General features: G+C 70.8%; 25 protein-coding genes and 1 pseudogene. 10 read left to right on the top strand and 16 right to left on the bottom strand.

The genetic code is table 11. The annotated features are described in order from the left end of the window. Window positions 1–54 precede the first annotated feature (54 nt). The 3 genes and pseudogenes from OHT77_RS39775 to OHT77_RS39765 form a co-directional block, all read left to right on the top strand. Window positions 55–882 carry a class I SAM-dependent methyltransferase gene (locus OHT77_RS39775; protein WP_328833205.1) on the top strand — a complete coding sequence of 276 codons (828 nt, stop codon included), beginning with the start codon at window positions 55–57 and terminating at the stop codon, window positions 880–882. 286 nt (window positions 883–1,168) lie between these two features. Continuing rightward, a complete protein-coding gene (rho, locus tag OHT77_RS39770) occupies window positions 1,169–2,308 on the top strand; it encodes a transcription termination factor Rho (protein ID WP_328833204.1) in 1,140 nt (379 codons plus the stop codon). A gap of 172 nt (window positions 2,309–2,480) precedes the next feature. Continuing rightward, window positions 2,481–3,296, top strand: a pseudogene (locus tag OHT77_RS39765) (D-alanyl-D-alanine carboxypeptidase family protein); the annotation flags it as partial. A 98-nt stretch (window positions 3,297–3,394) separates the two neighbouring features. Here the strand turns inward: OHT77_RS39765 and OHT77_RS39760 are convergent. Both OHT77_RS39760 and mptB read right to left on the bottom strand, forming a co-directional pair. Further along, window positions 3,395–4,732, bottom strand: a complete 1,338-nt coding sequence (locus OHT77_RS39760; RefSeq protein ID WP_328833203.1) for a glycosyltransferase 87 family protein — start codon at window positions 4,730–4,732, stop codon at window positions 3,395–3,397. After that, the gene (gene mptB / locus OHT77_RS39755) at window positions 4,729–6,123 is read right to left on the bottom strand and encodes a polyprenol phosphomannose-dependent alpha 1,6 mannosyltransferase MptB (protein ID WP_328833202.1); all 1,395 of its coding nucleotides are present in this window, start codon (window positions 6,121–6,123) and stop codon (window positions 4,729–4,731) included. The genes OHT77_RS39760 and mptB overlap by 4 nt, the downstream gene beginning before the upstream one ends. A gap of 137 nt (window positions 6,124–6,260) precedes the next feature. Between mptB and OHT77_RS39750 the strand changes: the two genes are divergently transcribed. Next, window positions 6,261–7,055, top strand: coding sequence for an alpha/beta fold hydrolase (locus OHT77_RS39750; RefSeq protein WP_328833201.1), 795 nt, complete (start codon window positions 6,261–6,263; stop codon window positions 7,053–7,055). A gap of 6 nt (window positions 7,056–7,061) precedes the next feature. Here OHT77_RS39750 and OHT77_RS39745 read toward each other — a convergent pair whose 3' ends face one another. The 10 genes from OHT77_RS39745 to OHT77_RS39700 form a co-directional block, all read right to left on the bottom strand. After that, window positions 7,062–7,994, bottom strand: coding sequence for a glutaminase (locus OHT77_RS39745; protein WP_328833200.1), 933 nt, complete (start codon window positions 7,992–7,994; stop codon window positions 7,062–7,064). Between the two features lie 36 nt (window positions 7,995–8,030). Continuing rightward, a complete protein-coding gene (aspA, locus tag OHT77_RS39740) occupies window positions 8,031–9,440 on the bottom strand; it encodes an aspartate ammonia-lyase (protein ID WP_328833199.1) in 1,410 nt (469 codons plus the stop codon). A 129-nt stretch (window positions 9,441–9,569) separates the two neighbouring features. Then, window positions 9,570–10,589, bottom strand: a complete 1,020-nt coding sequence (locus OHT77_RS39735; RefSeq protein WP_328833198.1) for an asparaginase — start codon at window positions 10,587–10,589, stop codon at window positions 9,570–9,572. 32 nt (window positions 10,590–10,621) lie between these two features. Then, window positions 10,622–12,064: an amino acid permease gene (locus tag OHT77_RS39730; protein ID WP_328833197.1), complete on the bottom strand. Its 1,443-nt coding sequence runs from the start codon at window positions 12,062–12,064 to the stop codon at window positions 10,622–10,624. Then, on the bottom strand, window positions 12,061–12,738 hold the full coding sequence (locus OHT77_RS39725; protein ID WP_328834461.1) for a FadR/GntR family transcriptional regulator: 678 nt from the start codon (window positions 12,736–12,738) through the stop codon (window positions 12,061–12,063). The genes OHT77_RS39730 and OHT77_RS39725 overlap by 4 nt, the downstream gene beginning before the upstream one ends. Window positions 12,739–12,910: 172 nt before the next feature. Then, on the bottom strand, window positions 12,911–13,747 hold the full coding sequence (locus OHT77_RS39720) for an undecaprenyl-diphosphate phosphatase (protein WP_328833196.1): 837 nt from the start codon (window positions 13,745–13,747) through the stop codon (window positions 12,911–12,913). 88 nt (window positions 13,748–13,835) lie between these two features. Beyond that, window positions 13,836–14,210 (bottom strand): fluoride efflux transporter CrcB, encoded by a 375-nt coding sequence (crcB, locus tag OHT77_RS39715; protein ID WP_328833195.1) that lies wholly within the window; start codon window positions 14,208–14,210, stop codon window positions 13,836–13,838. Then, on the bottom strand, window positions 14,207–14,587 hold the full coding sequence (locus OHT77_RS39710; protein WP_328833194.1) for a DUF190 domain-containing protein: 381 nt from the start codon (window positions 14,585–14,587) through the stop codon (window positions 14,207–14,209). The genes crcB (OHT77_RS39715) and OHT77_RS39710 overlap by 4 nt, the downstream gene beginning before the upstream one ends. Then, window positions 14,584–15,045 carry a fluoride efflux transporter CrcB gene (crcB, locus tag OHT77_RS39705; RefSeq protein WP_328833193.1) on the bottom strand — a complete coding sequence of 154 codons (462 nt, stop codon included), beginning with the start codon at window positions 15,043–15,045 and terminating at the stop codon, window positions 14,584–14,586. The genes OHT77_RS39710 and crcB (OHT77_RS39705) overlap by 4 nt, the downstream gene beginning before the upstream one ends. A 164-nt stretch (window positions 15,046–15,209) precedes the next feature. Next, window positions 15,210–16,172, bottom strand: coding sequence for an SMP-30/gluconolactonase/LRE family protein (locus OHT77_RS39700; RefSeq protein WP_328833191.1), 963 nt, complete (start codon window positions 16,170–16,172; stop codon window positions 15,210–15,212). A 218-nt stretch (window positions 16,173–16,390) separates the two neighbouring features. Between OHT77_RS39700 and OHT77_RS39695 the strand changes: the two genes are divergently transcribed. Continuing rightward, window positions 16,391–17,266, top strand: coding sequence for a ribonuclease BN (locus OHT77_RS39695; RefSeq protein WP_328833190.1), 876 nt, complete (start codon window positions 16,391–16,393; stop codon window positions 17,264–17,266). Window positions 17,267–17,301: 35 nt separating this feature from the next. Here the strand turns inward: OHT77_RS39695 and OHT77_RS39690 are convergent, their stop codons facing one another. After that, complete coding sequence (locus OHT77_RS39690; protein ID WP_266774636.1) at window positions 17,302–17,583, bottom strand: helix-turn-helix domain-containing protein; 282 nt, start codon at window positions 17,581–17,583, stop codon at window positions 17,302–17,304. 309 nt (window positions 17,584–17,892) lie between these two features. After that, on the bottom strand, window positions 17,893–19,914 hold the full coding sequence (locus OHT77_RS39685) for a beta-galactosidase (RefSeq protein WP_328833189.1): 2,022 nt from the start codon (window positions 19,912–19,914) through the stop codon (window positions 17,893–17,895). Between the two features lie 168 nt (window positions 19,915–20,082). Between OHT77_RS39685 and OHT77_RS39680 the strand changes: the two genes are divergently transcribed. Then, entirely contained in the window at window positions 20,083–21,114 is a 1,032-nt protein-coding gene (locus tag OHT77_RS39680) for a LacI family DNA-binding transcriptional regulator (RefSeq protein WP_266774634.1), read from the top strand. A gap of 104 nt (window positions 21,115–21,218) precedes the next feature. Here OHT77_RS39680 and OHT77_RS39675 read toward each other — a convergent pair whose 3' ends face one another. Beyond that, window positions 21,219–21,425: a hypothetical protein gene (locus OHT77_RS39675; RefSeq protein WP_402413509.1), complete on the bottom strand. Its 207-nt coding sequence runs from the start codon at window positions 21,423–21,425 to the stop codon at window positions 21,219–21,221. A 979-nt stretch (window positions 21,426–22,404) separates the two neighbouring features. Next, the gene (locus OHT77_RS39670) at window positions 22,405–22,941 is read right to left on the bottom strand and encodes a winged helix-turn-helix transcriptional regulator (protein ID WP_328833187.1); all 537 of its coding nucleotides are present in this window, start codon (window positions 22,939–22,941) and stop codon (window positions 22,405–22,407) included. 146 nt (window positions 22,942–23,087) lie between these two features. Between OHT77_RS39670 and OHT77_RS39665 the strand changes: the two genes are divergently transcribed. From OHT77_RS39665 to OHT77_RS39650, 4 genes are all read left to right on the top strand, one after another. Next, a complete protein-coding gene (locus OHT77_RS39665) occupies window positions 23,088–23,393 on the top strand; it encodes a putative quinol monooxygenase (RefSeq protein WP_328833186.1) in 306 nt (101 codons plus the stop codon). A gap of 42 nt (window positions 23,394–23,435) precedes the next feature. Beyond that, window positions 23,436–24,203 carry an SDR family oxidoreductase gene (locus OHT77_RS39660; RefSeq protein WP_328833185.1) on the top strand — a complete coding sequence of 256 codons (768 nt, stop codon included), beginning with the start codon at window positions 23,436–23,438 and terminating at the stop codon, window positions 24,201–24,203. 149 nt (window positions 24,204–24,352) lie between these two features. Further along, window positions 24,353–24,703 (top strand): VOC family protein, encoded by a 351-nt coding sequence (locus tag OHT77_RS39655; RefSeq protein WP_328833184.1) that lies wholly within the window; start codon window positions 24,353–24,355, stop codon window positions 24,701–24,703. Between the two features lie 96 nt (window positions 24,704–24,799). Continuing rightward, the gene (locus OHT77_RS39650) at window positions 24,800–25,213 is read left to right on the top strand and encodes a MarR family winged helix-turn-helix transcriptional regulator (RefSeq protein WP_328833183.1); all 414 of its coding nucleotides are present in this window, start codon (window positions 24,800–24,802) and stop codon (window positions 25,211–25,213) included. The last annotated feature ends 9 nt before the right edge of the window (window positions 25,214–25,222 follow it).

Raw genomic sequence — 25,222 nt, 5'->3', positions numbered from 1 at the left:
GACACCCGGCACAGAAAACCGGAACAACTCACGGGTTCACGGAAGGATGTCCCCATGAGCACCGACGACCCCGCACGGCTGATGCGCGCCAACCAGGCCAACTGGGACGCCCGTACCCCCGTCCACCTCGCCAGCCGCTTCTACGGCCTCGACGGCGACCCGGATCCGGAGCGCTGGTTCGCTTCCTTCGAGTGGGACGACCTCGGCGACCTCACCGGCCGGGACGTCCTGCACCTGCAGTGCCACCTCGGCACCGAGACCCTCGCGTTCGCACAGCGCGGGGCGCGTGCCACGGGCCTCGACTTCTCCGAGGCCTCCGTGACGGCCGCGAACGACATCGCGGCGAAGGCCGGCCTCGACGTCGGCTACGTACAGTCGAACGTGTACGACGCCGCGGAAGCCCTGGGGCAACGGCAGTTCGACGTCGTGTACACCGGCAAAGGCGCCCTGTGCTATCTGCCCGACCTCCCCCGCTGGGCGGACATCGTCGCTCAACTCCTGCGCCCCGGCGGCCTGTTGTACATCGTCGAGTTCCACCCCCTGCTCAACGCGCTCGGCCCGAAACCCGCCCCGGACGAGGGGCCGGAACTCCTCCTCCGCCACGACTACCTGAGCGGCGGCGGCCCGGTCCACCGGGACGCCACCTTCACCTACACCGACGGACCGGCCGTGACCGGGGCGACCGACAGCTACGAGTGGATGCACGGAATAGACGAAGTCATCAACGCGTTGACGACAGCAGGACTGAACATCCGGCGCCTTCGCGAGAGCGACGAACTGCCGTGGCCGCGCTGGCCGCAGATGGTCCGCACCGAGACCGGCTGGTGGCGCCTCCCCGAGCCGAGGATCCCCCTCCTCTACGGCCTCCTGGCGAGCCGCTGAGCCGTACGTCACACCCAGACCGCACCGGGTGTGCTACGGTGCGGTCAGCACTTGTGTACGCCCCGTTCCGGGCGCCGGTGCAGATCTCATTTCACCTTCGCCGCACAGCCCGTCGGCTTCCGACCGGCACACCGGCTTCTCCACACCACCTCGTGACCGGCGTCTTTCCGCCGTACCCGAGGTGATGTTCCCCGCCGCCCCGAGGAGCGCTCGTTCGCCCTCCACCTGCGGCTTCTCCCCCTTCCTCGCATGACACATGCATCCGTCCTTGAAAGGACCACCCATCATGACCACCACACTCGAACCCCCCGTACAGGAACAGCCCCGCATCCAGACCGCCACCGGTGTCCTCGACATCGACGGCAACGGGAAGGGGCACCTGCGAGCGCTGAACTGCCAGCCCTCACCCACCGACCTCCAGGTCTCCCCCGCGCTGATCCGCCGTCACGGCCTGCGCAAGGGCGACCTCCTGGAAGGCGTCCGCGGCGGGCAGCGCGCCCTGACCGAGGTCGCGTTCGTCAACGGGCACACGCCCGGCGAACTCCGCGGCCGACGCCACTTCCGTGACCTGACCCCGCTGCACCCGCGTGAGCGGCTGCACCTCGAGCACCCGGCGGCCGGCCTGACCGGACGCGTCGCCGACCTGATCGCCCCCGTCGGCAAGGGCCAGCGCGGGCTGATCGTGGCCCCGCCCAAGACCGGCAAGACCGTACTGCTCCAGCAGATCGCGGCCGCCGTCGCCGGCAACCACCCCGAGGCCCGCCTCATGGTCGTGCTGCTCGACGAACGCCCCGAGGAAGTCACCGACATGCGGCGCTCCGTGCGCGGCGAGGTGTACGCCTCCACCTTCGACAAGGCCCCCAAGCAGCACATCACGCTGGCCGAGCTCGTGATCGAGCGGGCCAAGCGGCTGGTCGAGGCGGGCGAGGACGTGGTGATCCTCCTCGACTCGCTGACCCGCCTGTGCCGGGCCCACAACAACGCGGCCGCGTCCGGTGGCCGCACCCTCAGCGGCGGCGTCGACGCGACCGCCCTGATCGGCCCGAAGAAGTTCTTCGGCGCCGCACGCCTCGCCGAGGAGGGCGGCTCCCTCACCATCCTCGCCACCGCACTCGTGGAGACCGGCTCCCGTGCCGACGACTTCTACTTCGAGGAACTGAAGAGCACCGGCAACATGGAACTCCGCCTCAGCCGCGACCTGGCCTCCCGCCGCGTGTTCCCGGCCGTCGAGATCAACCCGTCCGGCACCCGCCGAGAGGAACTCCTCCTCACCCAGGCCGAGTTGACCGCGGTACGGGGCTTGCGCCGAGCCCTCCAGTCGAGGGACGGCCAGGGCAGCACGGAGACCCTGCTGGACCGCATGAGGAACACCCCGGACAACGCGACGTTCCTACGCCAGATCCAGCCGACCCTGCCCTCCGACTGACCTGAGCGGCGTTTTCCAGGGGCGCGGGGCTGTATCGATGTGCGGCTCCGCCGCGCGGGCGCGACCAGCCCCCACCGGCCGCGGACACATCACTAGCGCATCCGGGTGCTGACAGACCCCGTACGGCCCCGCCAGCACCCTCGACGGCACCTCCCGTTCCTACGTTTGCGGTATGACAATCGGACTCCCATCCCGGATCACCGTGTCGGCCTGCGCCCTCTGCCTCGCGGGCGTCCTCGCGTTCACCCCCACCGCGGCGGCAGCCCACACCGGGTCGGATCCCGGCACAGCCACACCCCCACCCGCACTCCTGAACACACCGGACACCCAGGTCAGACCCCGCCCGGGCGCCCCGGCCGTCCCCGACGTCTCCGCCCTCTCCTGGCTGGTCGCGGACGCGCAGACCGGCGAGGTCCTCGCCGCCCACGACTCGCACCGCAGACTCCCACCCGCCAGCACCCTGAAAACCCTGTTCGCCCTGACCGTCCTCCCGGTCCTCCCCGGAGGGATCCAGCACCGCGTCAGCGAACAGGACCTGGCCGGCATCGGCGAGGGCAGCAGCCTGGTCGGAGTCGAGGAAGGCCACACCTACCGCGTCGCCGACCTGTGGCGCGGGGTCTTCCTCAACTCCGGCAACGACGCCGTGCACGTCCTCGCCTCCCTCAACGGCGGCTGGGAGACCACGGCCATCCGGATGCAGGCCAAGGCCCGCACCCTGGGCGCCCTCGACACGCACGTCGTCTCACCGGACGGCTACGACACCGACGGCCAGGTGTCCTCCGCCTACGACCTCGCGGTGTTCGGCCGCGCCGGTCTGCGCAACGCGGACTTCGCGCGCTACTGCTCCACCGCCGAGGCCCGGTTCCCGGGCGAGGGATCGTCCTACGGCATCCAGAACACCAACCGGCTGCTGACCGGCAACGACGGTGTCGAGCGGTATCCGGGGATCATCGGGGTGAAGAACGGCTACACCACGCACGCCGGCAACACTCTGGTCGCGGCGGCGCGTCGGGGCGGCCGGTCGCTCGTCGTCACGGTGATGAACCCTCAGGCGGGCGGTGGTTTCACCGTGTACGACGAGGCGCGTCAGCTGCTCGACTGGGGCTTCGCGGCGGCCGGGCGGGTCGATCCGGTGGGGTCGCTGGACGCGTTGCGGGCCAGGCCGAGGTCGGGTCCCGCAGCCGTGCCGGTGGCCGCCGCGGTCGTACCGGACGAAGGGCCCGGCTGGGCCGACACCGTGGCGATCGTGGCCGCGGCCCTGCTCGGCGCGGGCGCGGTGGTGGCCGCGATCCGGTTCAGGATCAGGCGGCTCCCGCCGGTCTGACCGGTCGGCAGCCACAGCAGCAGGCCGAGGGTGATCCAGGTGTACGTGTTGCTGCCGAGGAAGCCGTCGATGCCCGAGGAGTCGTCGAACCACAGCCAGACGACGCTCGTGCACATCACCGCGTACAGGGCGCCCGCGATCCGCGGGTGCCCCGCGCGGACCAGGACGGCGAAGGACGGCAGCAGCCACACGAGGTGGTGCACCCAGGTGATCGGGCTGATCAGACACGCGGTCAGCCCGGTCAGCGCGAACGCGGCCGTCCAGTCCCCCACGCCGATCGCGCGGCGCGCCCGCAGCGCCCACACGGCCAGGACGAGCACGACGGCCGCCGCCCACAGGGGACGGCCGGTTTCGCCGAGCCGGGCCAGGACTCCTTGCAGGGACTGGTTGGAGACGTAGTCGAGGCGGCCCACCCGGGTCGTGTCCCACATCGCCCGGGTCCAGTAGAACTTCGACGCGTCCGGCACCACCAGGGCCGCGAGCCCGGTCGCCCCGAGCGCCACAGCCGTCGCCACCGCGGCGGCCTTCCAGCGTCTGGCCAGCAGCAACAGGCCGATGAACAGCGCCGGTGTGAGCTTGATGGCCGCCGCGAGGCCGATGCCGACGCCCGCCCAGCGGCTCCGGCCGCTGGAGAGCAGCCAGCAGTCACCCAGGACGAGGGCCAGCAGCAGAAGGTTGACCTGCCCGAAGCTGAAGGTGTCGCGCAACGGCTCGAACAGGGCCAGCCCACACGCCACCAGCGCCCATCCGAACCAGCCGTAGCGCCGCCATCCGGGACCGGCCAGGATGCGCAGCACCACGCCGAGAGCCACGAGGTTGAGGAGCAGGGCGGCGACGATCGCGGCGCCGAGGCCGAGGTAGCCCATCGGGGCCATGCTGACGGCGGCGAACGGCGGATACGTGAAGCCGTAGGCCGTGCCGGGCACGTGGTAGTCGTAGATCCGGCCGCCGTGGTGGAGCCAGGTGTGGATGGTGCCGTAGTAGACGCGCAGGTCGAACCAGTCGCGCAGCAGCGGGACGGTCGCGGTGAAGACGGTGACGACGGCGGCGAGGGCCAGCACCAGGAAGAGGCGGCCGCGGTCGGTGCGGGGTGTTCTCATGCCGCACGTCCCAGGGCCGGGGCCTCGGCGGCCTGGCGGGCCTGCCACAGGACGACGATCGCGAGGACGCCGCCGGAGACGGCCAGCACGAGTTGGCCTACGTCGGCGGGGCCGCCGCTGGGCAGGACCGCGAGGGCGAGGACCCCGGTCACGGCGGCCACCCGGTGTCGTACGGACGTGCTGGGCGCGGCGGCGGCGATGAGGAACAGGCCCCACAGCGCGTACCAGGGGCGGATCGCCGGGCCGAACGCGGCGACGACGGCGAGGCTCAGGCCGAGTGCGTAGACCGGGCTGGGGCGTAGACGCACCCATATGGCGAGGATGGCTGCGCCGGTGACCGCGAGTCCGAGGGCGTGCCAGGCCGGGACGGCGAAGGGAGCGAGATCGCTGCCGAGGTGTTCCAGCAGGGCGCCGGTGGCGCGGCCGAGGAGGCTCGTGAGGGCCCAGTTGTGGGACGAGACGGGCGTGTCGAGGGCGCCGATCCAGCCGTAGCCCGTGCCCGCGACGGCGGTGGCGGCGACCGTGGTGGCGGCGGACGCGACGACGGTCGTCGTGACCGCCTTGACCGGGCGGTGGCCCGCGCGGATCTGCAGGACCACGACCGCGGCGAGCCCGAGCGCGGCCGGAGCCTTGACCAGGGCGGCGAGGGTGACGAGTACGGCGCCCAGGATCGGCCAGCGGCCGAGGGCGGCGACCAGGCCGATGCCGAGGAGGCCGAGCATGATCGCGTCGTTGTGGGCGCCGGCGACGAGGTGGAGCAGGACGAGCGGGTTGAGGGCGCCCAGCCAGAGCGCGGCGCCCGGGTCGGCGCCGCTGTGCCGGGCGAGCCGGGGCAGCGCGGCGGCCATCAGGCCCACCCCGAGGAGGGCGACGACCCGCATCCCGAAGAGCCCGGCGGGGAGTTCGCCGCGGGTCAGCCCGGACAGCCCCGAGGCGAGGGCGAGGAACACCGGGCCGTACGGCGCGCCGGTGTGCTGCCACAGCGGGGCGACCTCGTCGGCGAGCGGCCCGCCGAGCGTGGCGGGGCCGTGCGCGTATACGTCCATGTGGGCGTCAACCATGGCGCCCTGCGCGAGGTAGCTGTACACGTCCCGGCTGAACAGCGGCGGCGCGAGCAGCAGCGGCGACGCCCACACGGCGAGCACCAGGAACAGGGAGCGCGGGGTGGGCGGTTCGGCGCTGCGGATCAGCTTGCCCAGCAGCAGCCAGGCCGCGATCAGCAGGACGACACCGAAGTAGACCCCGACCAGCCCGAGCGCCGCCTGCGCGGAGGCCGGGGAGAAGAGGTCCGCTGACGGGAGCGCCCCGGCCGTCTCACCGCCCAGCGCGAGGACGGCGGTTCCGGCCAGACCGAGTACCTGACAGCGACGGAGATCGACGGGAAAACCCATGGCCAACACTCGCCCAGCGTGTCAACGTCCGATGGCGGGAAAGCGACCTGCCGCTCTCCGTGCGGCGGACTGCGCGTGACCTCCGTGTGCTCGGCCCTCGGCACCGATGAGTTCTCGGTCCGCGACCGGTCTCCCTGATGACCGACTCTCCCAGAACGGACGTGATGACCGTGCCGACCAGCTCCGCCCGCACCAAGGTGAACGGCCAGGAGATGTACTACGAGATCCATGGCACCGAGCACGAGGGCCGGCGCCCCCTGGTGCTGCTGCACGGCGGTGTGCAGACCGTCGGGCTGACCTTCGGGGCGATGCTGCCCACGCTGTCGGCCGAGCGGTACGTGATCGCCCCCGAACTCCAGGGCCACGGCCACACCGCCGACACCGACCGGCCGCTGACGATCCCGGACCTGGCCTCCGACGTGGTGGCGCTGCTCGACGAACTCGGCGTCCGGCAGGCCGACTTCATCGGCTTCAGCCTCGGTGGACTGGTCGCGCTGGAGCTCGCGGTCCGGCACCCGGAGCGAGTCGGACGGATCGTGCCGGCGGCCAGTCAGTACACCCAGGACGGCGTCCACGAGGAGATCCGTTCCTCCGACTTCAGCTCGCCCCGGATGCCCAGCAAGGCCGACTTCCAGGAGATGGCCGACGCCTACGCGGCCGTCGCACCGCACCCCGAGCACTTCCAGGACTTCTTCGCCAAGTCCGCGGCGGCGGCGAACGACCCGCTGCCCTGGACCGCCGACGACCTGCGCACGGTGACCGCGCCCACGCTCCTCGTGATCGGCGACACGGACTTCTTCCCCGTCGAGCACCTCGCCGAGATGCAGCGGCTGATCCCCGGCGCGCAACTCGCGGTGCTGCCCGGCACCACACACATGCAGGTCATGCACCGGAAGGTGCTGCCGGCGATGCTCATGGAGTTCCTCGGCTGACGCCGGTCAGAACACCGACACTCCGGTCAGGGTCGTGAAGCGATCGAGCGCGGCGACCCCGGTCACCGAGTTCCCGCGTTCGTCCAGCCCGGGGCCCCACACGGCGAGGGTGCACCGCCCCGGGACGATCGCGATGATCCCGCCGCCCACCCCGCTCTTGCCGGGCAGCCCCACCCGGTAGGCGAACTCGCCCGCCGCGTCGTACGTCCCGCACGTCAGCATCACCGCGTTGACCTGCTTGGCCTGGGTGAGGGTGAGCAGCCGGGAGCCGTCGGAGCGGCTGCCGTGCCGAGCCAGGAAGCCGGCCGCGAGGGCGAGATCGGCGCAGGACGCCTCGATCGAGCACTGGCGGAAGTACTGGTCGAGGAGGACGGGCACGTCGTTGTCGATGTTGCCGTAGGACTTCATGAAGTGGGCGAGGGCCGCGTTGCGGTCGCCGTTCGCGGACTCGGAGGCGGCGACGTCCTTGTCGAAGTCGAGGGAGGGGTTGCCGCTCTCGGCGCGCAGGAACGCCAGCAGTTCTCCGGCCGCGTCTCCGGTACGGGTCTGGAGGCGGTCGGTGACGACGAGCGCGCCCGCGTTGATGAACGGGTTGCGCGGGATGCCGTTCTCGTACTCCAGCTGGACCAGGGAGTTGAAGGGGTTGCCGGAGGGCTCGCGGCCGACGTGCTCCCAGAGTTCGTCGCCCTCGCGGGCCAGGTCGAGGGCGAGGGTGAAGACCTTGGTGATGGACTGCGTGGAGAAGGGCTGCCGCCAGTCCCCCACGCCGTACACGGTGCCGTCCAGTTCCGCGACGGCCATGCCGAAGCGGCGCGGGTCGCAGGCCGCGAGCGCCGGGATGTAGTCGGCGGGCCGGCCGCGGCCGGGGGTGCGCTCGATCTCACCGGCGATGCGCTCCAGGACCGGCTGGAAGGTCATCGATGGGGACATGATCACCATTGTGCCTCCGGGCCGGTCCTGGTGCGCGTCCGCGCCTCAGACGGCCACGGGGCCGTTGCCTGCCAGGATCTCGGGCCGCAGCAGCGCGGCGAGTGTCTCGGCGGGCAACAGGCCCTTCTCCAGGACGAGTTCGGCCACGCCCCGGCCGGTCACGAGGGCCTCCTTGGCGATGTCGGTGGCGGCCGTGTACCCGATGTGCGGGTTCAGCGCGGTGACGAGGCCGATGGAGTTCTCCACGCTCGCGCGCAGCGCCTCCGTGTTGGCGGTGATGCCGTCCACGCAGCGCTCGGCGAGCGTGACGCACGCGGCGCTCAGGTGTGTGATGGACGCCGACAGCGAGTGCAGGATGATCGGCTCGAAGGCGTTGAGCTGGAGCTGTCCGGCCTCGGCGGCCATGGTGATGGTGACGTCGTTGCCGATCACCTCGAAGGCGACCTGGTTGACGACCTCGGGGATCACCGGGTTGACCTTGCCGGGCATGATGCTCGAACCGGCCTGCACCGGCGGCAGGTTGATCTCCCCGAGCCCCGCGCGCGGCCCCGAGGACAGCAGCCGCAGGTCGTTGCAGCTCTTGGAGAGCTTGACCGCGACGCGCTTGAGCACCCCCGACATCTGCACGAACGCCCCGCAGTCCTGCGTGGCCTCGACCAGGTTGGCGGCCGTCACCAGCGGCAGCCCGGTGATCTCCGACAGATGCCGGCGGGCCGACTCGGCATACCCGGCGGGCGCGTTGAGGCCGGTCCCGATGGCGGTGGCACCCAGGTTGATCTCATGGATCAACTGGACCGCCTCGCCGAGACGTTGACGGTCCTCGTCAATCATGACCGCGTACGCCGAGAACTCTTGACCGAGCGTCATCGGCACCGCGTCCTGCAACTGTGTACGGCCCATCTTGAGCACGTCATGGAACTCAACGGCCTTACGGGCAAAGGAGTCCTGCAGTACAGCCATCGACGTGAGCAGCCCCTGCACGGCGAAGACCGTCGCCACCTTGACCGCGGTCGGATACACGTCATTGGTGGACTGCCCGAGGTTGACGTCCTCGTTGGGGTGCAGGTACTGGTACTCCCCCTTGCCGTGCCCCAGCAGCTCCAACGCCCGGTTCGCCACGACCTCGTTGGCGTTCATGTTGGTCGAGGTGCCGGCCCCGCCCTGCACCACGTCCACCACGAACTGGTCGTGCAGCTTCCCGACCCGGATCTCCCGGCAGGCGCCGACGATGGCGCGCGTCTTCTCCGGCGAGAGCAGCCCCAGCTCCTCGTTGGCGAGGGCAGCGGCCTCCTTGACGGCGGCGAGCGCATTGATCAAGTGGGGATAGATGGAGATCGGCGTCCCGGTGATGGGGAAGTTCTCGGTGGCCCGCAGAGTGTGGACACCCCAATAGGCATCACCGGGTACATCCCGGTCCCCGAGCAGATCATGTTCGCGACGAACAGCAACGGTCATGAGGGTCACCTTCCAAAGGGGTCAAGGGCCAACGCACTGCTTTTCAGGGGCGCGGGGCTGTATCGACATGCGGCTCCGCCGCGTGGGCGCGACCAGCTCCCACCGGGCCCGCAGATCCCCACAACCGGTCTAGGCACACGCGGACAACGGCGGCACAGGGTCCAAAGCCCGCACAGGCCGAACACGACCGACCGGCTCCCCACCACCGAGCAACGGCTCCCCCGCGAACTCGGCGAGCAGCCCCTCCTCGACCCCGGCCCGCACCAGCGCGGCCGCGGCCACGGGAATCCGCGCCCGGTTGGCCCCGTCCGAGACCTTCACGGCAACAGCACGCCCATCGGGCAGCGCGGCCACCTGAACGCCTTCGAACCCGTCCTTGGCCAGCAGCCCGGGAACGGCCCGCATCAACGCGGCCACGTCCCGCCCGGCCCCGGACGCCATCTCCGCGTACGACCGCATCGCGTCGGCGACCCGTGCCTCAGGCGTCCCCGGCGCGGCGGTGGTGATCCGGGCAACGGCACGCGCCAGCCCGTGCAGGGAGATGGAGAACAGCGGCGCCCCGCACCCGTCGACGGACACCCGGGCGATCCGCTGCCCGGTGAGGTCCTCGACGATCTCCGCGATGGCCTGCTGCAAAGGATGGGCGGGGTCGAGATAGTCGTCCAGGGACCACCCGTTGAGCTTGGACACGTAGAGCATCGCCGCGTGCTTCCCGGAACAGTTCTGGGCCAGCCGCGACGGCTCCCGCCCCTCCCGCACCCAGGCGTCCCGCACGACCGGGTCGAACGGCAGGTCGGGAACGTTGCGCAGGGAGTCCTCGGTGAGCCCGGCGAGTTCGAGGATGCGCCGGGTCCCGTCGAGGTGGCGTTCCTCGCCGGAGTGGCTGGCCGCGGCGAGCGAGAGCAGCTCGCCGTCGAGCGGCAGCCCGGCCCGCACCATGGCGACGGCCTGGACGGGCTTGATCGCCGAGCGCGGGTAGAACGCGGCCTCGATGTCGCCGATCTGGAGCTGTACCTGACCGTCGGCGCCGAGGACGACGACGGAGCCGTAGTGGATGCCCTCGATCACTCCGCCGCGGATGAGGTGGGCGACGGGTGCGTGGAGGGGTTCACGGATGAGGGGTGGGTCCGCGAGGGAACTGCTGTACATCACTGCCTGTCAGGATCGGGACGACGTGGGTCTCACGCGTCGGGTGCGGTGGAGGACGTGCCGGCCACGCGGCGGCGGACGGCGAACCATCCGGCGACCAGGGCGGCGGCGATCAGCGGCAGGCACAGCACGGTGGTGCGTCCGGCGCCGCCGTCGGCGTACATGAGGACCAGGACGGTGACGAGGAAGGCCAGCGTCACGAGTTCGGTCCAGGGGGAGCCCGGCAACCGGTAGCTCGGCCGGGTCAGTTCGCCCTGCTCGGTCTTCCGCCAGAAGAGGAAGTGACAGAGCATGATCATGCCCCAGGTGGCGAGGATGCCGATCGCGGCGAAGTTCAGGACGATCTCGAACGCGTCCGCCGGGACCACGAAGTTGAGGGCGACGCCGAGGACGCAGATGCCGCTGGTGAGCAGGATGCCGCCGTAGGGGACCTGGCTGCGGCTCATCACCGAGGTGAACTTGGGGGCCGAGCCGGACATGGCCATGGAGCGGAGGATGCGGCCGGTGGAGTAGAGGCCGGAGTTGAGCGAGGACATGGCCGCGGTGAGGACGACGAGGTTCATGACGCCGCCGGCCGCGGGGATGCCGATCTGGGAGAGGACCGTGACGAACGGGCTCTGGTCAGCGGTGTACTTGCTCCAGGGCAGCAGCATCGACAGCAGGACGACCGAGCCGACGTAGAAGAGGCCGACGCGCCACATGATCGAGTTGATCGCCTTCGGCATGATCTTCTCGGGGTTCTCCGTCTCGCCCGCGGCGACGCCGACCAGTTCGACCGAGGCGTAGGCGAAGACGACGCCCTGGATGATCAGGAGCATGGGCAGCATGCCGTTGGGGAAGATGCCGCCGTTGTCGGTGATCAGGGACGGGCCGGGCGTGTGGCCGTCGACGGGGTGCTGGGTGACCAGCAGGAAGATGCCGATGAGCATGAAGACGACGAGCGCGCTGACCTTGATGATCGCGAACCAGAACTCCAGCTCGCCGAACATCCGCACCGAGATCAGGTTCACCGTGAGGACCACCGCGAGGGCGATGAGCGCGATCACCCACTGCGGGATGTCGGAGAACATGCCCCAGTAGTGGGTGTAGACGGCGACGGCGGTGATGTCGGCGACGCCGGTGGTGGCCCAGTTCAGGAAGTACATCCAGCCCGCTACGTAGGCGCCCTTCTCGCCGAGGAACTCGCGGGCGTACGACACGAAGGCGCCCGACGAGGGCCGGTACAGGACGAGTTCGCCCAGGGCGCGGACGACGAGGAAGGCGAAGAGTCCGCAGACCGCGTAGGCGATGAAGAGGGAGGGTCCGGCGTCGGCGAGGCGGCCGCCCGCGCCGAGGAAGAGGCCGGTGCCGATCGCGCCGCCGATGGCGATCATGTTGACGTGCCGGGACTTGAGGGACTTGCTGTAGCCGGCGTCTCCGGCGTCGACATGGCTGGATCGTTTCTGCACGCCGTCGTGCAGGGACTGCTCGCTCACGCCTCGGGTTCGCCTTCCGTGGGGGTGTCCGTGCGCGTGGGGCGCACGATGTCGGTGAGGGTCGTCTCGACCCGGTCGAGGTGGTGGGACATGGCTTCGACGGCGTCCGGCTCGCTGCCGTCGATCAGCGCCTCGACGATGGCGCGGTGCTCGCGGTTGGACTGCTCGCGCCGGCCGCCGAGTTCGTTGAGGAACGCGGACTGGCGGGCCAGGGCGTCGCGGATCTCCTCGATGACCCGGCGGAAGACCGGGTTCTGGGCCGCCTCGGCGACGGCGAGGTGGAAGAGGGTGTCCATCGCGACCCACGCGGTGGTGTCCGTCTCCTGTTCCATCCGGTCCAGGAGGTGGGCCAGGTGGTCCAGGTTCTCCGGGGTGCGGCGCAGTGCCGCGTAGCCGGCGACCGGGATCTCGACGTGGCGGCGCACCTCCAGCAGGTCGCTGGCCGCGTAGTCGCCGAAGGTGGGGTCCTCCACGGCGTTGGCGACCACGAAGGTGCCCTTGCCGGTCTTGGAGACGGTCAGGCCCATGGTCTGCAGGGCGCGCAGGGCCTCCCGCAGCACCGGGCGGCTGATCTCCAGGGTGCGGCACAGCTCCGCCTCGGACGGCAGCTTGTCGCCGATGGCGTAGTCGCCGCGTTCGATGGCGCCGCGGAGGTGGACGAGGACCGCTTCCATGGCGCTCACGCGCCGCGGCCCGACTCCACCTGTCTGGCTGTCTGACAGGTTCACGGACGTGATCCTGCGGGTGACGGGACAGTGCTGTCAAGCGGTCCGAAAAGAAAAATTCAGCGGGCGTGAAGCCTGAAAATCCGGCTTCACGCCCGCTGTGTCGATCGTCCCCGCGCCGTCAGCTGTTGAGCACACCCGCGCCGAGCAGGCCGAACAGCAGGACGCCGATGATGATCCGGTAGATCACGAAGGCGTTGAAGGAGTGCTTGGCGACGAACTTCAGCAGCCAGGCGATGGAGGCGTACGCCACCACGAACGACACGACCGTGCCCACGGCCAGCGGGGCCGCGCCCACGCCCGTGCCCAGGGCGTCCTTCAGCTCGTAGATGCCGGCGCCGGTCAGCGCGGGGATGCCGAGGAAGAAGGAGAGCCGGGTCGCGGCGACGCGGTCCAGGTCGAGGATGAGACCGGTCGACATGGTGGCGCCGGAGCGGGAGAAACCGGGGAAGAGCAGCGCGAGGATCTGCGAACTGCCCACCAGCATCGCGTCCTTGAAGGTGGTGTCGTCCTCACCGCGCTTGTGCCGGCCCATCTGGTCGGCGCACCACATGACACCACTGCCGACGATCAGCGAGGCGGCGACCACCCACAGCGAGCCGAGCGGGCCGTCGATCAGCGGCTTCGCGGCGAGACCCACCAGGACGATCGGGATCGTCGCGTAGATCACCCACCAGGCGAACTTGTAGTCGTGGTGGTAGCGCTCCTCCCGGTTGCGCAGGCCACGGCCCCACGCGGTCACGATCCGCACGATGTCCTTGAAGAAGTACACGAGCACGGCGGCGATGGCGCCGACCTGGATGACGGCCGAGAACCCGACGACGGCGTTGTCGTCGACAGGGATGTTCATCAGCCCCTCGACGATCTTCAGATGGCCGGTCGAGGAGACGGGCAGGAACTCGGTCACCCCCTCGACGACACCGAGAATGGCGGCCTGACCGACGCTGATGACGCTCATGAGATCCAGTTCTTGGGAGTTGGTCGACAGTGCTGTAGACAATAGCGCCGGGGGCGGTCGAGGCGGGGCACCGGATCCGCCCGACCTGTTACGCCCACAGGGCCTGCGCGATCGACACCCCGACAAATGCCGCACCGAGGCCCGCCGTCACGCTGCCGACGACGTTGGCGGCAGCGTAGAGGCCCGCCCCTGTCTCGGTCAGCCGCAGTGTCTCGTACGAGAAGGTCGAGTACGTCGTCAGGGCCCCGCACAGGCCTGTCCCGACGAGGAGTTGGAGATGCGGGCCCGCGGCACCGGCGGACACCGCGCCGGTCAGCACGCCCAGGATCAGACACCCGGTGACGTTCACCGCGAACGTGCCCCAGGGGAAGACGGTGTCGTGTCCGGTCTGCACCGCGCGGTCGGTGAGATAGCGGAGCGGGGCACCGACCATGGCGCCCGCGACGACCAACACCCAGTTCACAACGACCTCTTACCCTTCGCGTCCGATTCGCCGGAGTCATCCGTGCGGCCCACGTACCGGATGACCTCGCACTCGTCGAGGATCACGAGTCCCTCGGTGACGAGTTCGTCGAGCTGGGGCAGATAGGCCCGTACGCGCTCCTCGGTGTCCACGATCACGATCGCCACCGGCAGGTCCTCACTGAGCGACAGCAGCCGGGAGGTGTGGATGCGGGAGGAGGCGCCGAAGCCCTCGATGCCCCGGAAGACGCTGGCGCCGGCCAGCCCTGCCGTGTGCGCGCGGTGGACGATCTCGGCGTAGAGGGGCTTGTGGTGCCAGGTGTCGTTCTCGCCGATGAAGACGGTCACCCGCAGGGCGCTGCCGGTCAGCCTGGTCATCGCTGCCTCCGGGTGAGCACGCGCCGGGCCGCCGTCACGCCGAGCCACACCGCCGCGAGGGCCGCGAAGAGGGTCCCGGCGAGGTAGGCCAGCGCGGTGCGGGGATGGCCCGCGTCGATCAGTTTCTGGATGTCGGCGGCGTACGTCGAGAAGGTGGTGAAGCCGCCGAGCACCCCGGTGCCGAAGAACGGCCGGACCAGCCGGTGGGCGGCCCACACATCGGTGATGACCACCATGAACACACCGATCACGGCACAGCCGACGACGTTGATCCCGAAGGTCGTCCAGGGGAAACCCCCGTCCGAGGCGGGCCACCAGAGCGAGGCCGCGTACCGGGCCACGGCCCCGATCGCACCGCCGAGCGCGACCACCGCGACGACGGGCCCCTGCCCCTGCCAGACGGACGGGCGCGGGCCTTGCGACCGCGTGCGCAGGCTCTCGGCTTCGGGGGCTGTCATGGCCGTACGTCTCCTACTCGTCGGGGGCCCTGTGGGCGCACGCCTTCACAAGTAGGGACCGTTGGCGGCACCTCTGCCGCGGTTCGGGTACGGCGGGCCCCACCGCCGCGCCGCGAGAGCTGATCGCGGCCGGGCATCAGGGTAACGCCGGGGGCGCGCCGGGGTCACTTCGGGGCGGGCGGCTCGCACAGCGCGACACCGCGTTCCCGCAGGCTGCCCAGCACCAGGTGACCGGCCGCCTCGCAGACGCCGGTGACCATGCGGAAGGACGAGCCGCGCGCGGCGAGACGGTGCACGACCCGGCCCTCGTCGTCGACCGCGAGCGCCCCGATCGTGCCGGTCGGACGGTAGGGCGCGCGTACGGCGATCCGGGCGGCTGTGTGCCGTACGGCGTCGGGGGCGCGGTGGAGGAGGTCGAGCGGGGGCACGCGCGGTCCGGCGAGCGCGACCCAGATCGGCCCGTCGGGGCCCGCGCGCCACAGGTTGTCGGGCATACCCGGGAGATCCTCGACGAAGGGTCCGCTACGGCCCGCCTCGGGTCCGGTGAGCCAGTAGCGGGTGAGGCGGCGGGCGCCGGTCTCCGCGATCACCAGGAAGGACTGATCGGCGCTGGGCGCAAGGCCGTTGGCGAACTGGAGCCCGTCCAGGAGGACTTCGGGGGTGGCGCTGCCGGGCGCGAGACGCAACAGCCGTCCCGTGCCGGTGTGTTCGACGATGTCACCGAGCCACTGGTCGAGGGGGTAGCGACGGCTGGACACGGTGAAGTACACGCTGCCGTCGGACAGGGCGACCACGTTGCTGCAGAACCGCAGCGGCTCCCCCGCCACCGAGTCCGCGAGGACGCGCACGGCGCCGTTCCCGAGGTCGACCCGCAGCAGCCCGCGCTCCGCGTCGCACACCAACAGGCCCTCGTCCGGGAGGAGTTCGAGGCCGAGCGGCCTGCCGCCGGTGTCCGCGAGGGTCTCCACCCGGACCGCGTCGGGGTCGAGCAGTCCGTCGAGCCGGAGGATGCGGCCGTCCTCGACACCGGTCAGCACCCGGCCGCGGGCATCGGCCACCACGTCCTCCGGACCCCGGCCGCCGATCGCGACGTAGCGGCGGGCACGCAGGGCGTCGGGGCGGCCCATGGATCGGCCATCGGGTCGGCCATCGGATCGGTCGTCGGGTCGGTCCATGAAAACCTCCACGGTTGGGTCGGGCGCGCGTACGCTTGCTGCTCTTCCCGGTCATCGCGGCACCCGGCCACGTTTGCCGAGCGTATTCCCGGTGACCCGATTTTCGCTGCCGGTCGGCGAGAGGGGGCCCACATGTCACGGTCGGCCACCCGGTGTTCGGGACATCCGCGATGAGACGGGTGCGCGCGGTGTGGCAGGGACTCGGTCTCGCCGAACTCAACCGGCGCGGGCGGGAGTTGGAGCTGCTGCACCGGGCGATGGGGTTCGCGACGCTCGCCCTGGTCACGCTCGCGCCACTGCTGATCGTGGTGGCCGCGGCCGATCCGCTCGGGCACGGCGGGTTCGCGCTCTGGCTGGTGGACGGCATGGACCTGTCCGGCCGCTCCGCCCGCGCGCTCACCGACGTCTTCACCCCGCCCCGCAAGGTCATCGGCACCACCAGCGCGTTGAGTGTCGCGCTGCTCGCCCTGTTCGGCCTGTCCTTCGCGTCGAGCGTGCAGAACGGCTACGAACACGTGTGGCGCCCGACCGACGCCCCCTGGCACCGCATCTGGCGACGCCAACTGGTGTGGCTGGTCATGCTGATGGGCTACCTGTACGCGCAGGTGCAGACCCGCAACGTCCTCGCGGGCACGCCCCGCATCCTGCTCAGCATGGCGGCCGGCCTGCTGTTCTTCTGGTGGGGCCCGCACTTCCTGCTCAACCGCCAGGTCCCCTGGCGCTACCTCCTCCCGGGCGCGCTCGCCACGATGGCGGGCCTGGTCGGCCTGCGCTGGTTCTCGTATCTGGTGTTCACCCCGCTCCTGGTCACCAACGCGGTCAGCTACGGTCCGGTCGGCACGGTCCTGGTGGTGGAGTCCTGGCTGGTCGGCGTGGGCTTCGTGCTCTACGGCGGCGCGCTGCTGGGCAGGCTGCTGTGCGAGCGGTTCGGGGACCCCGGCGCCGCGTTCCGCACGGAACCGGGAGCGCCGGAGGCAGCGCAGGACCCGGTGACCGAGGCCGAGCAGGAGGAACCGCCGACGCGCTCCGAGCAGGACAAGGTGTGACACCCCGTGCGGCCGAGCCCGTCAGGAGGGTCGGCCTACCAGCCCTTCTCGAACATCCGGGCCACCTCGGCGATACGGACCTCGTCGCGCCGGTAGTAGGTGCGCCGCCGGACCCGCCGCGCCCTCAACAGGCCCAGCGAGGTGAGGAGTTCGAGGTGGGTGTCGGCGACCTGGCGGGACACGCCCAGCTTGGCCGCGACCGCCTCCGTACTCACACCGGCCTCGGGGACGACCCGGTGGGCGGGGAAATGGGCGGCCGGTTCTCTCAGCCACTCCAGGATGTCCAACCGCCGCTGACCTGCCGGAGTCCTCAGCATCTCGTGACCCTCCGTCCTGCTCGCCGCTTGCCGCGTCCTTCCACTCTCCCGCAGCACGGCTCGCCGCGTCCCGGACTCGGTGACCCTTGTCCGGGACCGACCGGTCCTGTTCGAGGGGACCGACCGGCCCTGGGGCGCGGGACTGCGGGTGGGACGGGATCGCACCAGCGTGACCGGCCTCCGGCCACCGGACCCGGACATGGCCGAACCGCACCGCCGTAGCCGAACAGAACCGCACGCCCGGAGGGCCCCGGAGGACGTCCCCCTCCACCCGCGGCTCACGGCTCGCGCGGGCGGAGGGGAGTCGGCTCAGCCGTCGAGCCGTACGACCCGCACGGCCCCGGCGGGCACCGCGAGACCCCCCGCGGCACGCTCACCGGTCAGCAACTCGGTCCCGTCTGCGCCGAGTTGGACCTTGACGTCCGAGGCGCTGTGGTTGATCGCGAAGAGGTAGTCGCCCGCGGCCCCTTCGCGCCGGACAACCTCCACGTCGTACGGCAGGTCGGCGCGCGGGGTGATCCGGGCGTCCTCGGCCGCCCAGCCGAGGAGGGCGTCCACGCCGTAAGCGTCGAGGCGCGTCGACACGTACCAGGCGGTGCCGTCGCCGAGGCGGTTCCGGGTGACGGCCGGATGGTCGGCGGTGAGGCCCTCGGCGTACGTCCACACGGTCTCGGCGCCGTCCGGGACGACGAACTCGGTCCAGACGTCACCGGTGAGTTCGGAGCCGTCGGGTCCGGTGATCCGCACCCGCTGGTCGGCGAGGAGCGGCGAGAACTCCTCGACGGTCAGGCCGAGTACGTCCCGCAGCGCGCCCGGACAGGCGCCCTCGTGGACGGCGTCGTGCTCGTCGACGATGCCGGAGAAGTAGGAGACGACGAGGGTGCCGCCGTTCTCGACGTACCGCTTCAGATTGCGCCCGGCCGCCTCCGTCATCAGGTACAACGCCGGTACGACGACAAGGGGATAGGCCGACAAGTCGGCTTCCGGGTGCGCGAAGTCGACGGTCAGGTGCCGGTCGTAGAGCGCCTCGTAGAACGCGTCGGCGCGCTCACGGGCGTCGTGGTCCTGGCTGGGACGCCACTCCAGTTTCTGCGCCCACCACGAATGCCAGTCCCATACGACGGCCACGTCGGCCTGCGTGCGCGTGCCGCGTATCTCGCCCAACTCCGCGACAGACGCGCCCAGTTCGACGACCTCGCGCCAGACGCGGGTTCCGGTGCCGCCGTGCGGGAGCATCGCGGAGTGGAACTTCTCGGCGCCGCGCCGGGACTGGCGCCACTGGAAGAACATCGCGCCGTCCGAGCCGCGCGCCACGTGGGAGAGGGCGTTGCGGGCCATCTGGCCGGGGGCCTTGGCGGGGTTGCGGGGCTGCCAGTTGACGCCCGAGGTGGAGTGCTCGAGGAGCAGCCAGGGGGCGCCGCCCGCGACGGAGCGGGTGAGGTCGGCGGCCATCGCGAGGTTGACGTGGGTGCGGCGGCCGTCGGTGATCAGGTAGTGGTCATTGGTGACGAGGTCGACCTCGCGGCCCCAGGCCCAGTAGTCCACGGACTCGCACTGGCTGAGCGCGGCCATGAAGTTGGTGGTGACCGGGACGCCGGGTGAGAGGCGGTGCAGGATGTCCCGTTCCGCGATGAAGTTCTCGCGCATCGTGACGTCCGCGAAGCGCGTGTAGTCCAGCGCCTGGGCCGGGTTGACGGCGGTCGGGGTGAGCCGCGGCGGGTTGATCTGGCCGAGGTCGCCGTAGCGCTGGCCCCAAAAGGCCGTGCCCCAGGCCGCGTTGACGCCGTCGACGGTCTGATAGGTCATGGCCAGCCAGCGGCGGAAGTGGGCGGCGCAGGAGTCGCAGTAACAGGCGGAGACCGGGACGCCGTACTCGTTGAAGACGTGCCACAGCGCGAGGGCGGGGTGGTCGCCGTAGCGCTCGGCGAGCCGGGTGGTGATGTTCGCGGCGGCGGCGCGGTAGTCGGCGTTGCTGTGGCAGATCGCGCCGCGTGAGCCGAACTCGTAGCGGGTGCCGTCGGCGGTGACGGGCAGCGCCTCGGGGTGGGCGCGGTAGAACCAGGCGGGCGGGGAGACGGTGGGCGTGCCGAGGTCGACGCGGATGCCGTTCTCGTGCAGCAGGCCGATGATCCGGTCCAGCCAGCCGAAGTCGTACACACCCTGCTCGGGTTCCAGCAGCGCCCAGGAGAAGATCCCGACGCTCACCAGGGTGACGCCGGCCTCCCGCATCAGCCGGACGTCCTCGTCCCAGACGCTCTCCGGCCACTGCTCGGGGTTGTAGTCCCCACCGAAGGCGAGCCTGGTGAGGCCCTTGGGGGTGGTCTCCGGCATGGATCTCTCCCGTAATCGATCAATTGGGAACGTGCACACAGCACGACCCAGGACGCGACCCCAACATAACCGCACGTTCGTGACCGCTGACAAGGAGCCCTGACGTTTCTCTGCTGTGAACGCTCCCATCCCTGTGCTACGGACTGCGGGCCCAGGAGCCGTAGAGTCTTGACCATGAGCAATACGGGGGGTCGGCGCAGGCCGCCGACGATCCATGACGTGGCGCGCGAGGCCGGTGTGTCGCGGGGCACGGTGTCGCGTGTCCTCAACGGCGGGCACTATGTGAGCCCGGCCGCGCAGGAGGCCGTCAACGCGGCCATCCGCAAGACGGGTTACGTGGTGAACCGGCACGCCCGTTCACTGATCACCGGGCGCTCGGACTCGGTCGGCTTCCTGCTGACGGAACCGCAGGAGAAGTTCTTCGAGGACCCGAACTTCAACGTCCTGCTGCGCGGCTGCACCCAGGCGCTGGCCGCGCACGACATCCCGCTCCTGCTGATGCTGGCCGGCACCGAGGACGAGCGGCGGCGCATCACCCGGTACATCACCTCCGGGCACGTCGACGGCGTCCTGCTGGTCTCCAGCCACTCCGGGAACCCGGTGGCGGAGGAGCTGAGCGAGGCGGGCGTCCCCCTGGTGGCCTGCGGCAAGCCGATCGGGCTCGGCTCCAAGGTGAGTTACGTCGCCGCCGACGACCGGGACGGCGCGCGTGACATGACCCGCCATCTCCTCTCCCTCGGCCGCCGCCGCATCGGCACCGTCACCGGGCCGCTGGACACACCGGGCGGCATCGAACGCCTCGCCGGTTACAAGGAGGTGCTCGCCGAGTCGGGCATCGACGTGGACGACGACCTCATCGTCTCCGGCGACTACAGCCGCCTCAGCGGTGAGCGGGGCGCCGAGCGTCTGCTCGCCCAGGTCCCGGACCTGGACGCGGTGTTCGTCGCCTCGGACCTGATGGCCCGCGGCGTACTCACCACCCTGGAACGGGCCGGGCGCCGAGTACCGGAGGACGTGGCGGTCGGCGGCTTCGACGACTCCCCCGCGGCGTTGGCGTCCAGCCCCGAACTCACCACGATGCGGCAGCCGTTCGACCGGATCAGTGCGGAGATGGTGCGGGTGCTGTTGGCGCAGATCGGCGGGGAGGACACGGCGGCGGTGATACTGCCGACGGAGTTGGTGAAGCGGGAGTCGACGTGAGGGGGTGGGTAACGGCTCGGCCCAGGTAGGGAGTTGAGGAGCCGGGGCGTCGAGACGCCGGGCTCTTGCGGGCAGGGTCGGCGCCAACCGTCGCCGCCAGTGGTTCAGTTACCTGTCTCGGGGCCCCATCGCTCGGGCCCCACACCGCGCCAGTCGATCCACGGCTGCCCCGCCAGTTCCGCCGGGTCGATGTCCAGTCCGGCTCGGCGAAGGAATTCCGCCACGTCGGTGGCACTGTGGGCCAGGCCGAGGATCACGCCGTCCACGCGTACACGCCGGCCGCCCTTGGCCAACGGCGGATGGACGATCACGCGAATCGGCACGGGTACGCCGTCGGGCTCGTCCGGGGGTTGCGACTCCGCGTTCCAGTCAGTCATCGGCCGAGCCGCTCATCCACGACTCCGGGCGACCGCCCCAGGTCACGTGGCTCGCACCACGCGACGGAACGTGGCGGTTGTCGGCGCCAACGGGCCTGAAAATACAGCTGAGTTGATGGCCGCCCCGCGCTCCGTTCCAGCCGTCGGCGCAGGTCGGTGCGATCGGGTCGTCGGGCGAGCTGTCGACAGGGGGCAGTCCCCTCCTGGTGGGTCTGGGCGGGGCGGTCGAGAAACAATGGCATACCCAAATTCAAGCACGTGTTCGATTTTCGGCGCCACTGGACGCTTCGCTGGGTGATCGGGGTGGGCGTGCGTGAGCGAGGGGGCCATGGGCGGGAGGGGGGTCGATAGGGGGAGAAGGTCGCAGCCGGGCGGCCCGAACGGGGCCCGGCACTGCGCCTGCGGCGGCACGGAGTCAGGCCCTCAGCCCTGGGGGTACGCGCCTGAACGCACTGCGCCTGCGGCGGCACGCAGCCCGGCCCTCAGCCCTGGGGGTACGCGCCGCCGATGCCCGGCGTACCGACCCGGTTGTCCGAACGGGCGCAGGGTCGCGTGCAGAGCCGCTGCCACCGCTCGGCAGACCAGCCCCGAAAGACGCCGCAGCCCTGGTCGGCCGGCATCAGCGTGTCCGGGGTCAGCTAATGGGCCGATGACCCGTTGCGGCCGGGCCGGGGTCCGGTGGGCGGGAATGCCCCGGCGAGCCGACCCGGCAGCCGGTCCCGCTCCCCCTCGCCGCCCGCGGCCCACTCCTCACGTGCTCCCAGCCGCGTCACGGCCAACGGCATCAGCTCGCACCTGCGCGCTTCTGTCCGAAGCACGAGAACCCCGGTTCCCGCGACCCCAACTGCCTTACCCGGCACCGCACTTCGTCGCCGGCACAGCTCCCCGTCCGACACCCGATCCGCCCGCCGCCTCAACCCGCCGCGCGCCCCGTGACGATCGGTTCGAGCAGTCGTCGCGGCGTGTTGATCGCGCTGGAGATGGGATCGCTGTCCGTCCCGGCCGACCGGTAGCCGGGTCCGGGTTCGCTCCGGATCTCCTGGACCGGGACCACCGCACCGCACTCCCCGCACCGGCCGTCCCCGTCGAGGACCCCCCCGTCCAGGTCATGGCGGAGCAGCCGCTTGACCCCAGCCGGGGAGTAGAAGGCCTCCCCCCAGTTCATCAGCGCGCGCACGGCCGGCCACAGGGCGAGGCCCTTGTCGGTCAGGCGGTACTCGACGACACCGGCCCCGTCGTCCTCACGGGTCAGCACGCCCTCCTGGGTGAGCGACTTCAGCCGGTTGGTGAGAACGGCCCGCGGGATACCGAGCTGCGTGGCGAAGTCGCCGAACCTCCGGACGCCGTAGAACGCGTCGCGAATGATCATGAGCGTCCAGCGCTCGCCCACGACCTCCAGCGTGCGCGCGAGGGGGCAGTTCCCGTCGGTGTAGGTGCTGGGAAGCGTCATACCCCCAATTCTACCAGCAGCAGTTCACTCACTGAACTGGCAGTGCTACGGTGGTCTCGCATGGGCAGTTCAGTCACTGAACCACCCGTCGTCACCTCACTGAATCAACCGGAACCGACCGGTCCCCGCCTGGAGGAGAGCCCCTCATGTACCAGTTCCTCGTGTCCTTCACCGTCCAGCCCGAGCACCGCGACGACTTCGTCCAAGCGGCTCACAGGACCGCCCGTGACTCCCTCGCGAACGAGCCCGGCTCGCACCGGTTCGAGGTCATCGCCGACGAGGAGAACCCGGACGTCTTCTACCTCAACGAGGTCTACGCCGACCTCGACGCGTTCACCACGCACGCCACCGGCCCCTACTTCGCCGCCTTCTTCGCCGAAGCCGGCACCTACGCAGAAGGCCCGACCTGGCTCATGCGGGGCAACCTCGTCGGCGACAAAGCCGCCGCCTGACCCGCACCCGCTCCCGCACCCCACGAAAGACGAGGTCCTCCCATGTCATCCGTACTCATCACCGGCGCCTCCAAGGGCATCGGCCGCGCCATCGCCCTCACGCTCGCGGAACGCGGTCACCGCGTGATCGCCACCGCACGCCGACCGGAAACCCTGGCCGATCTCCCCGTCGACCAGCGGCTGCGTCTCGACGTCACCGACCAGGAGAGCGTCGACCAGGCCGTCCGGGACGCCGGCCACATCGACGTCCTCATCAGCAACGCCGGTGACACCGTGCGCGCACCCCTGGAAAGCGTCCCGCTCGCGGAGGTCGAACGGCTCTTTCAGCTCAACACCCTGGGCGCCCTGCGCGTGGCACAGGCCGTACTGCCCGCCATGCGCGAGCGCGGAGCGGGCCGGCTCCTCTTCGTCTCCAGCATCCAGGGACGCCTGGTACTGCCCGTGATCGGCCCCTACGCCGCCAGCAAGTGGGCGCTGGAGGCGCTGGCCGAGACACTCGCCATCGAGGCGGGCCACTTCGGCGTCCAGGTGAGCATCCTGCAGCCGGGCGCGGTCTCCTCGGGCGGCGGCGAACGCGCCAGGGTGTTCCTCAAGGAGGACGATCCCTACGGCCCGCTGTACGCGGCGCTGCCCGCGCTCCGCGGCGAGGCCATCACCCCGGAGGACGTGGCCGCCGCGGTGGCCGACACGATCGAACACCCCGAGCCCCCGCTCCGCGTACCGGTCGGCGAACCCGCCGAGCGAGCCCTGAAGGCCCGCAAAGAGGCCCCCGAGAACGAGCCCTTCTTGGCGGTCAACATCGATTGGTGAGCACCGGGCATCGGAATCGGGCGCCAGATCGCCGGATGCCCCCACACGGCCCACTCGATCAGGATCGAAGAAGCCCCCGCCCCCTCCCCCGCCCTAGCCTGAATTCACCGGCGAAATCCGTCGGACCACGCTTCACGGAGGAGCTCGCCATGACCGACGGACTGAACACGATCATCTACCCCGTCAAGGACCTCGGCGCCGCGAAGGCCCTGTTCGGCGCACTGCTGGGCGTCGAGCCGTACGCCGACGAGTCGTACTACGTCGGCTACAAGGCCGCCGGACAGGACGTCGGCCTGGACCCGAACGGCCACGCCCGGGGCATGACAGGGCCGGTGCCGTACTGGACCGTGGACGACATCCGGACCCGGCTCGCGGCCATGGTGGAGGCGGGCGCCGAGCTGGTGCAGGACGTCCAGGACGTCGGCGGCGGCAAGCTGATCGCGTTCGTGAAGGACGCGGACGGGAACTTCGTCGGCCTCACGCAGAATCCGGCCGCCTGACGCCGCATCCCGCCGCCTGGCCCGGGACCGGTCGACTACTTGCACACGCACTAGTTGCGTGCTCAATAACTGGCCGAATCGGTGTACCGTTCGTATATGGCAGTGACGTCGGCCGGTGCCCGGCAACTAGAGGAACAGTGGCGGGACATCCTGTCCGTGCACGCGCGCACGATGTGCGAGATCGACCGTGTGCTGCACCCGCACGGCCTGGGTGCGAGCGACTTCGAGGTGCTCGACATGCTCGCGGCCGAGTCGCCCGAGGAGGGCGACCAGTGCCGGGTGCAGAACCTGGTCGGACGGGTGCATCTCAGCCAGAGCGCGCTCTCCCGTCTCATCGGGCGGCTGGAGAAGGACGGCCTCGTGGAGCGCTCCGTGTGCATCGAGGACCGGCGCGGGGTGTGGGTCGCGCTCACCCGGAAGGGCCGCGACCTGCACGCGGAGGTGCTCCCGCTCCAACGAAGCGCCCTGGCACGGATGTTGGACGACCCCGACGCCGGCACCGACAGCTGACGCGCCCCC

This window comes from Streptomyces sp. NBC_00252 (assembly GCF_036187565.1).
GTDB lineage: Bacteria > Actinomycetota > Actinomycetes > Streptomycetales > Streptomycetaceae > Streptomyces.
This window is presented reverse-complemented; position numbering and strand designations above follow the sequence as displayed.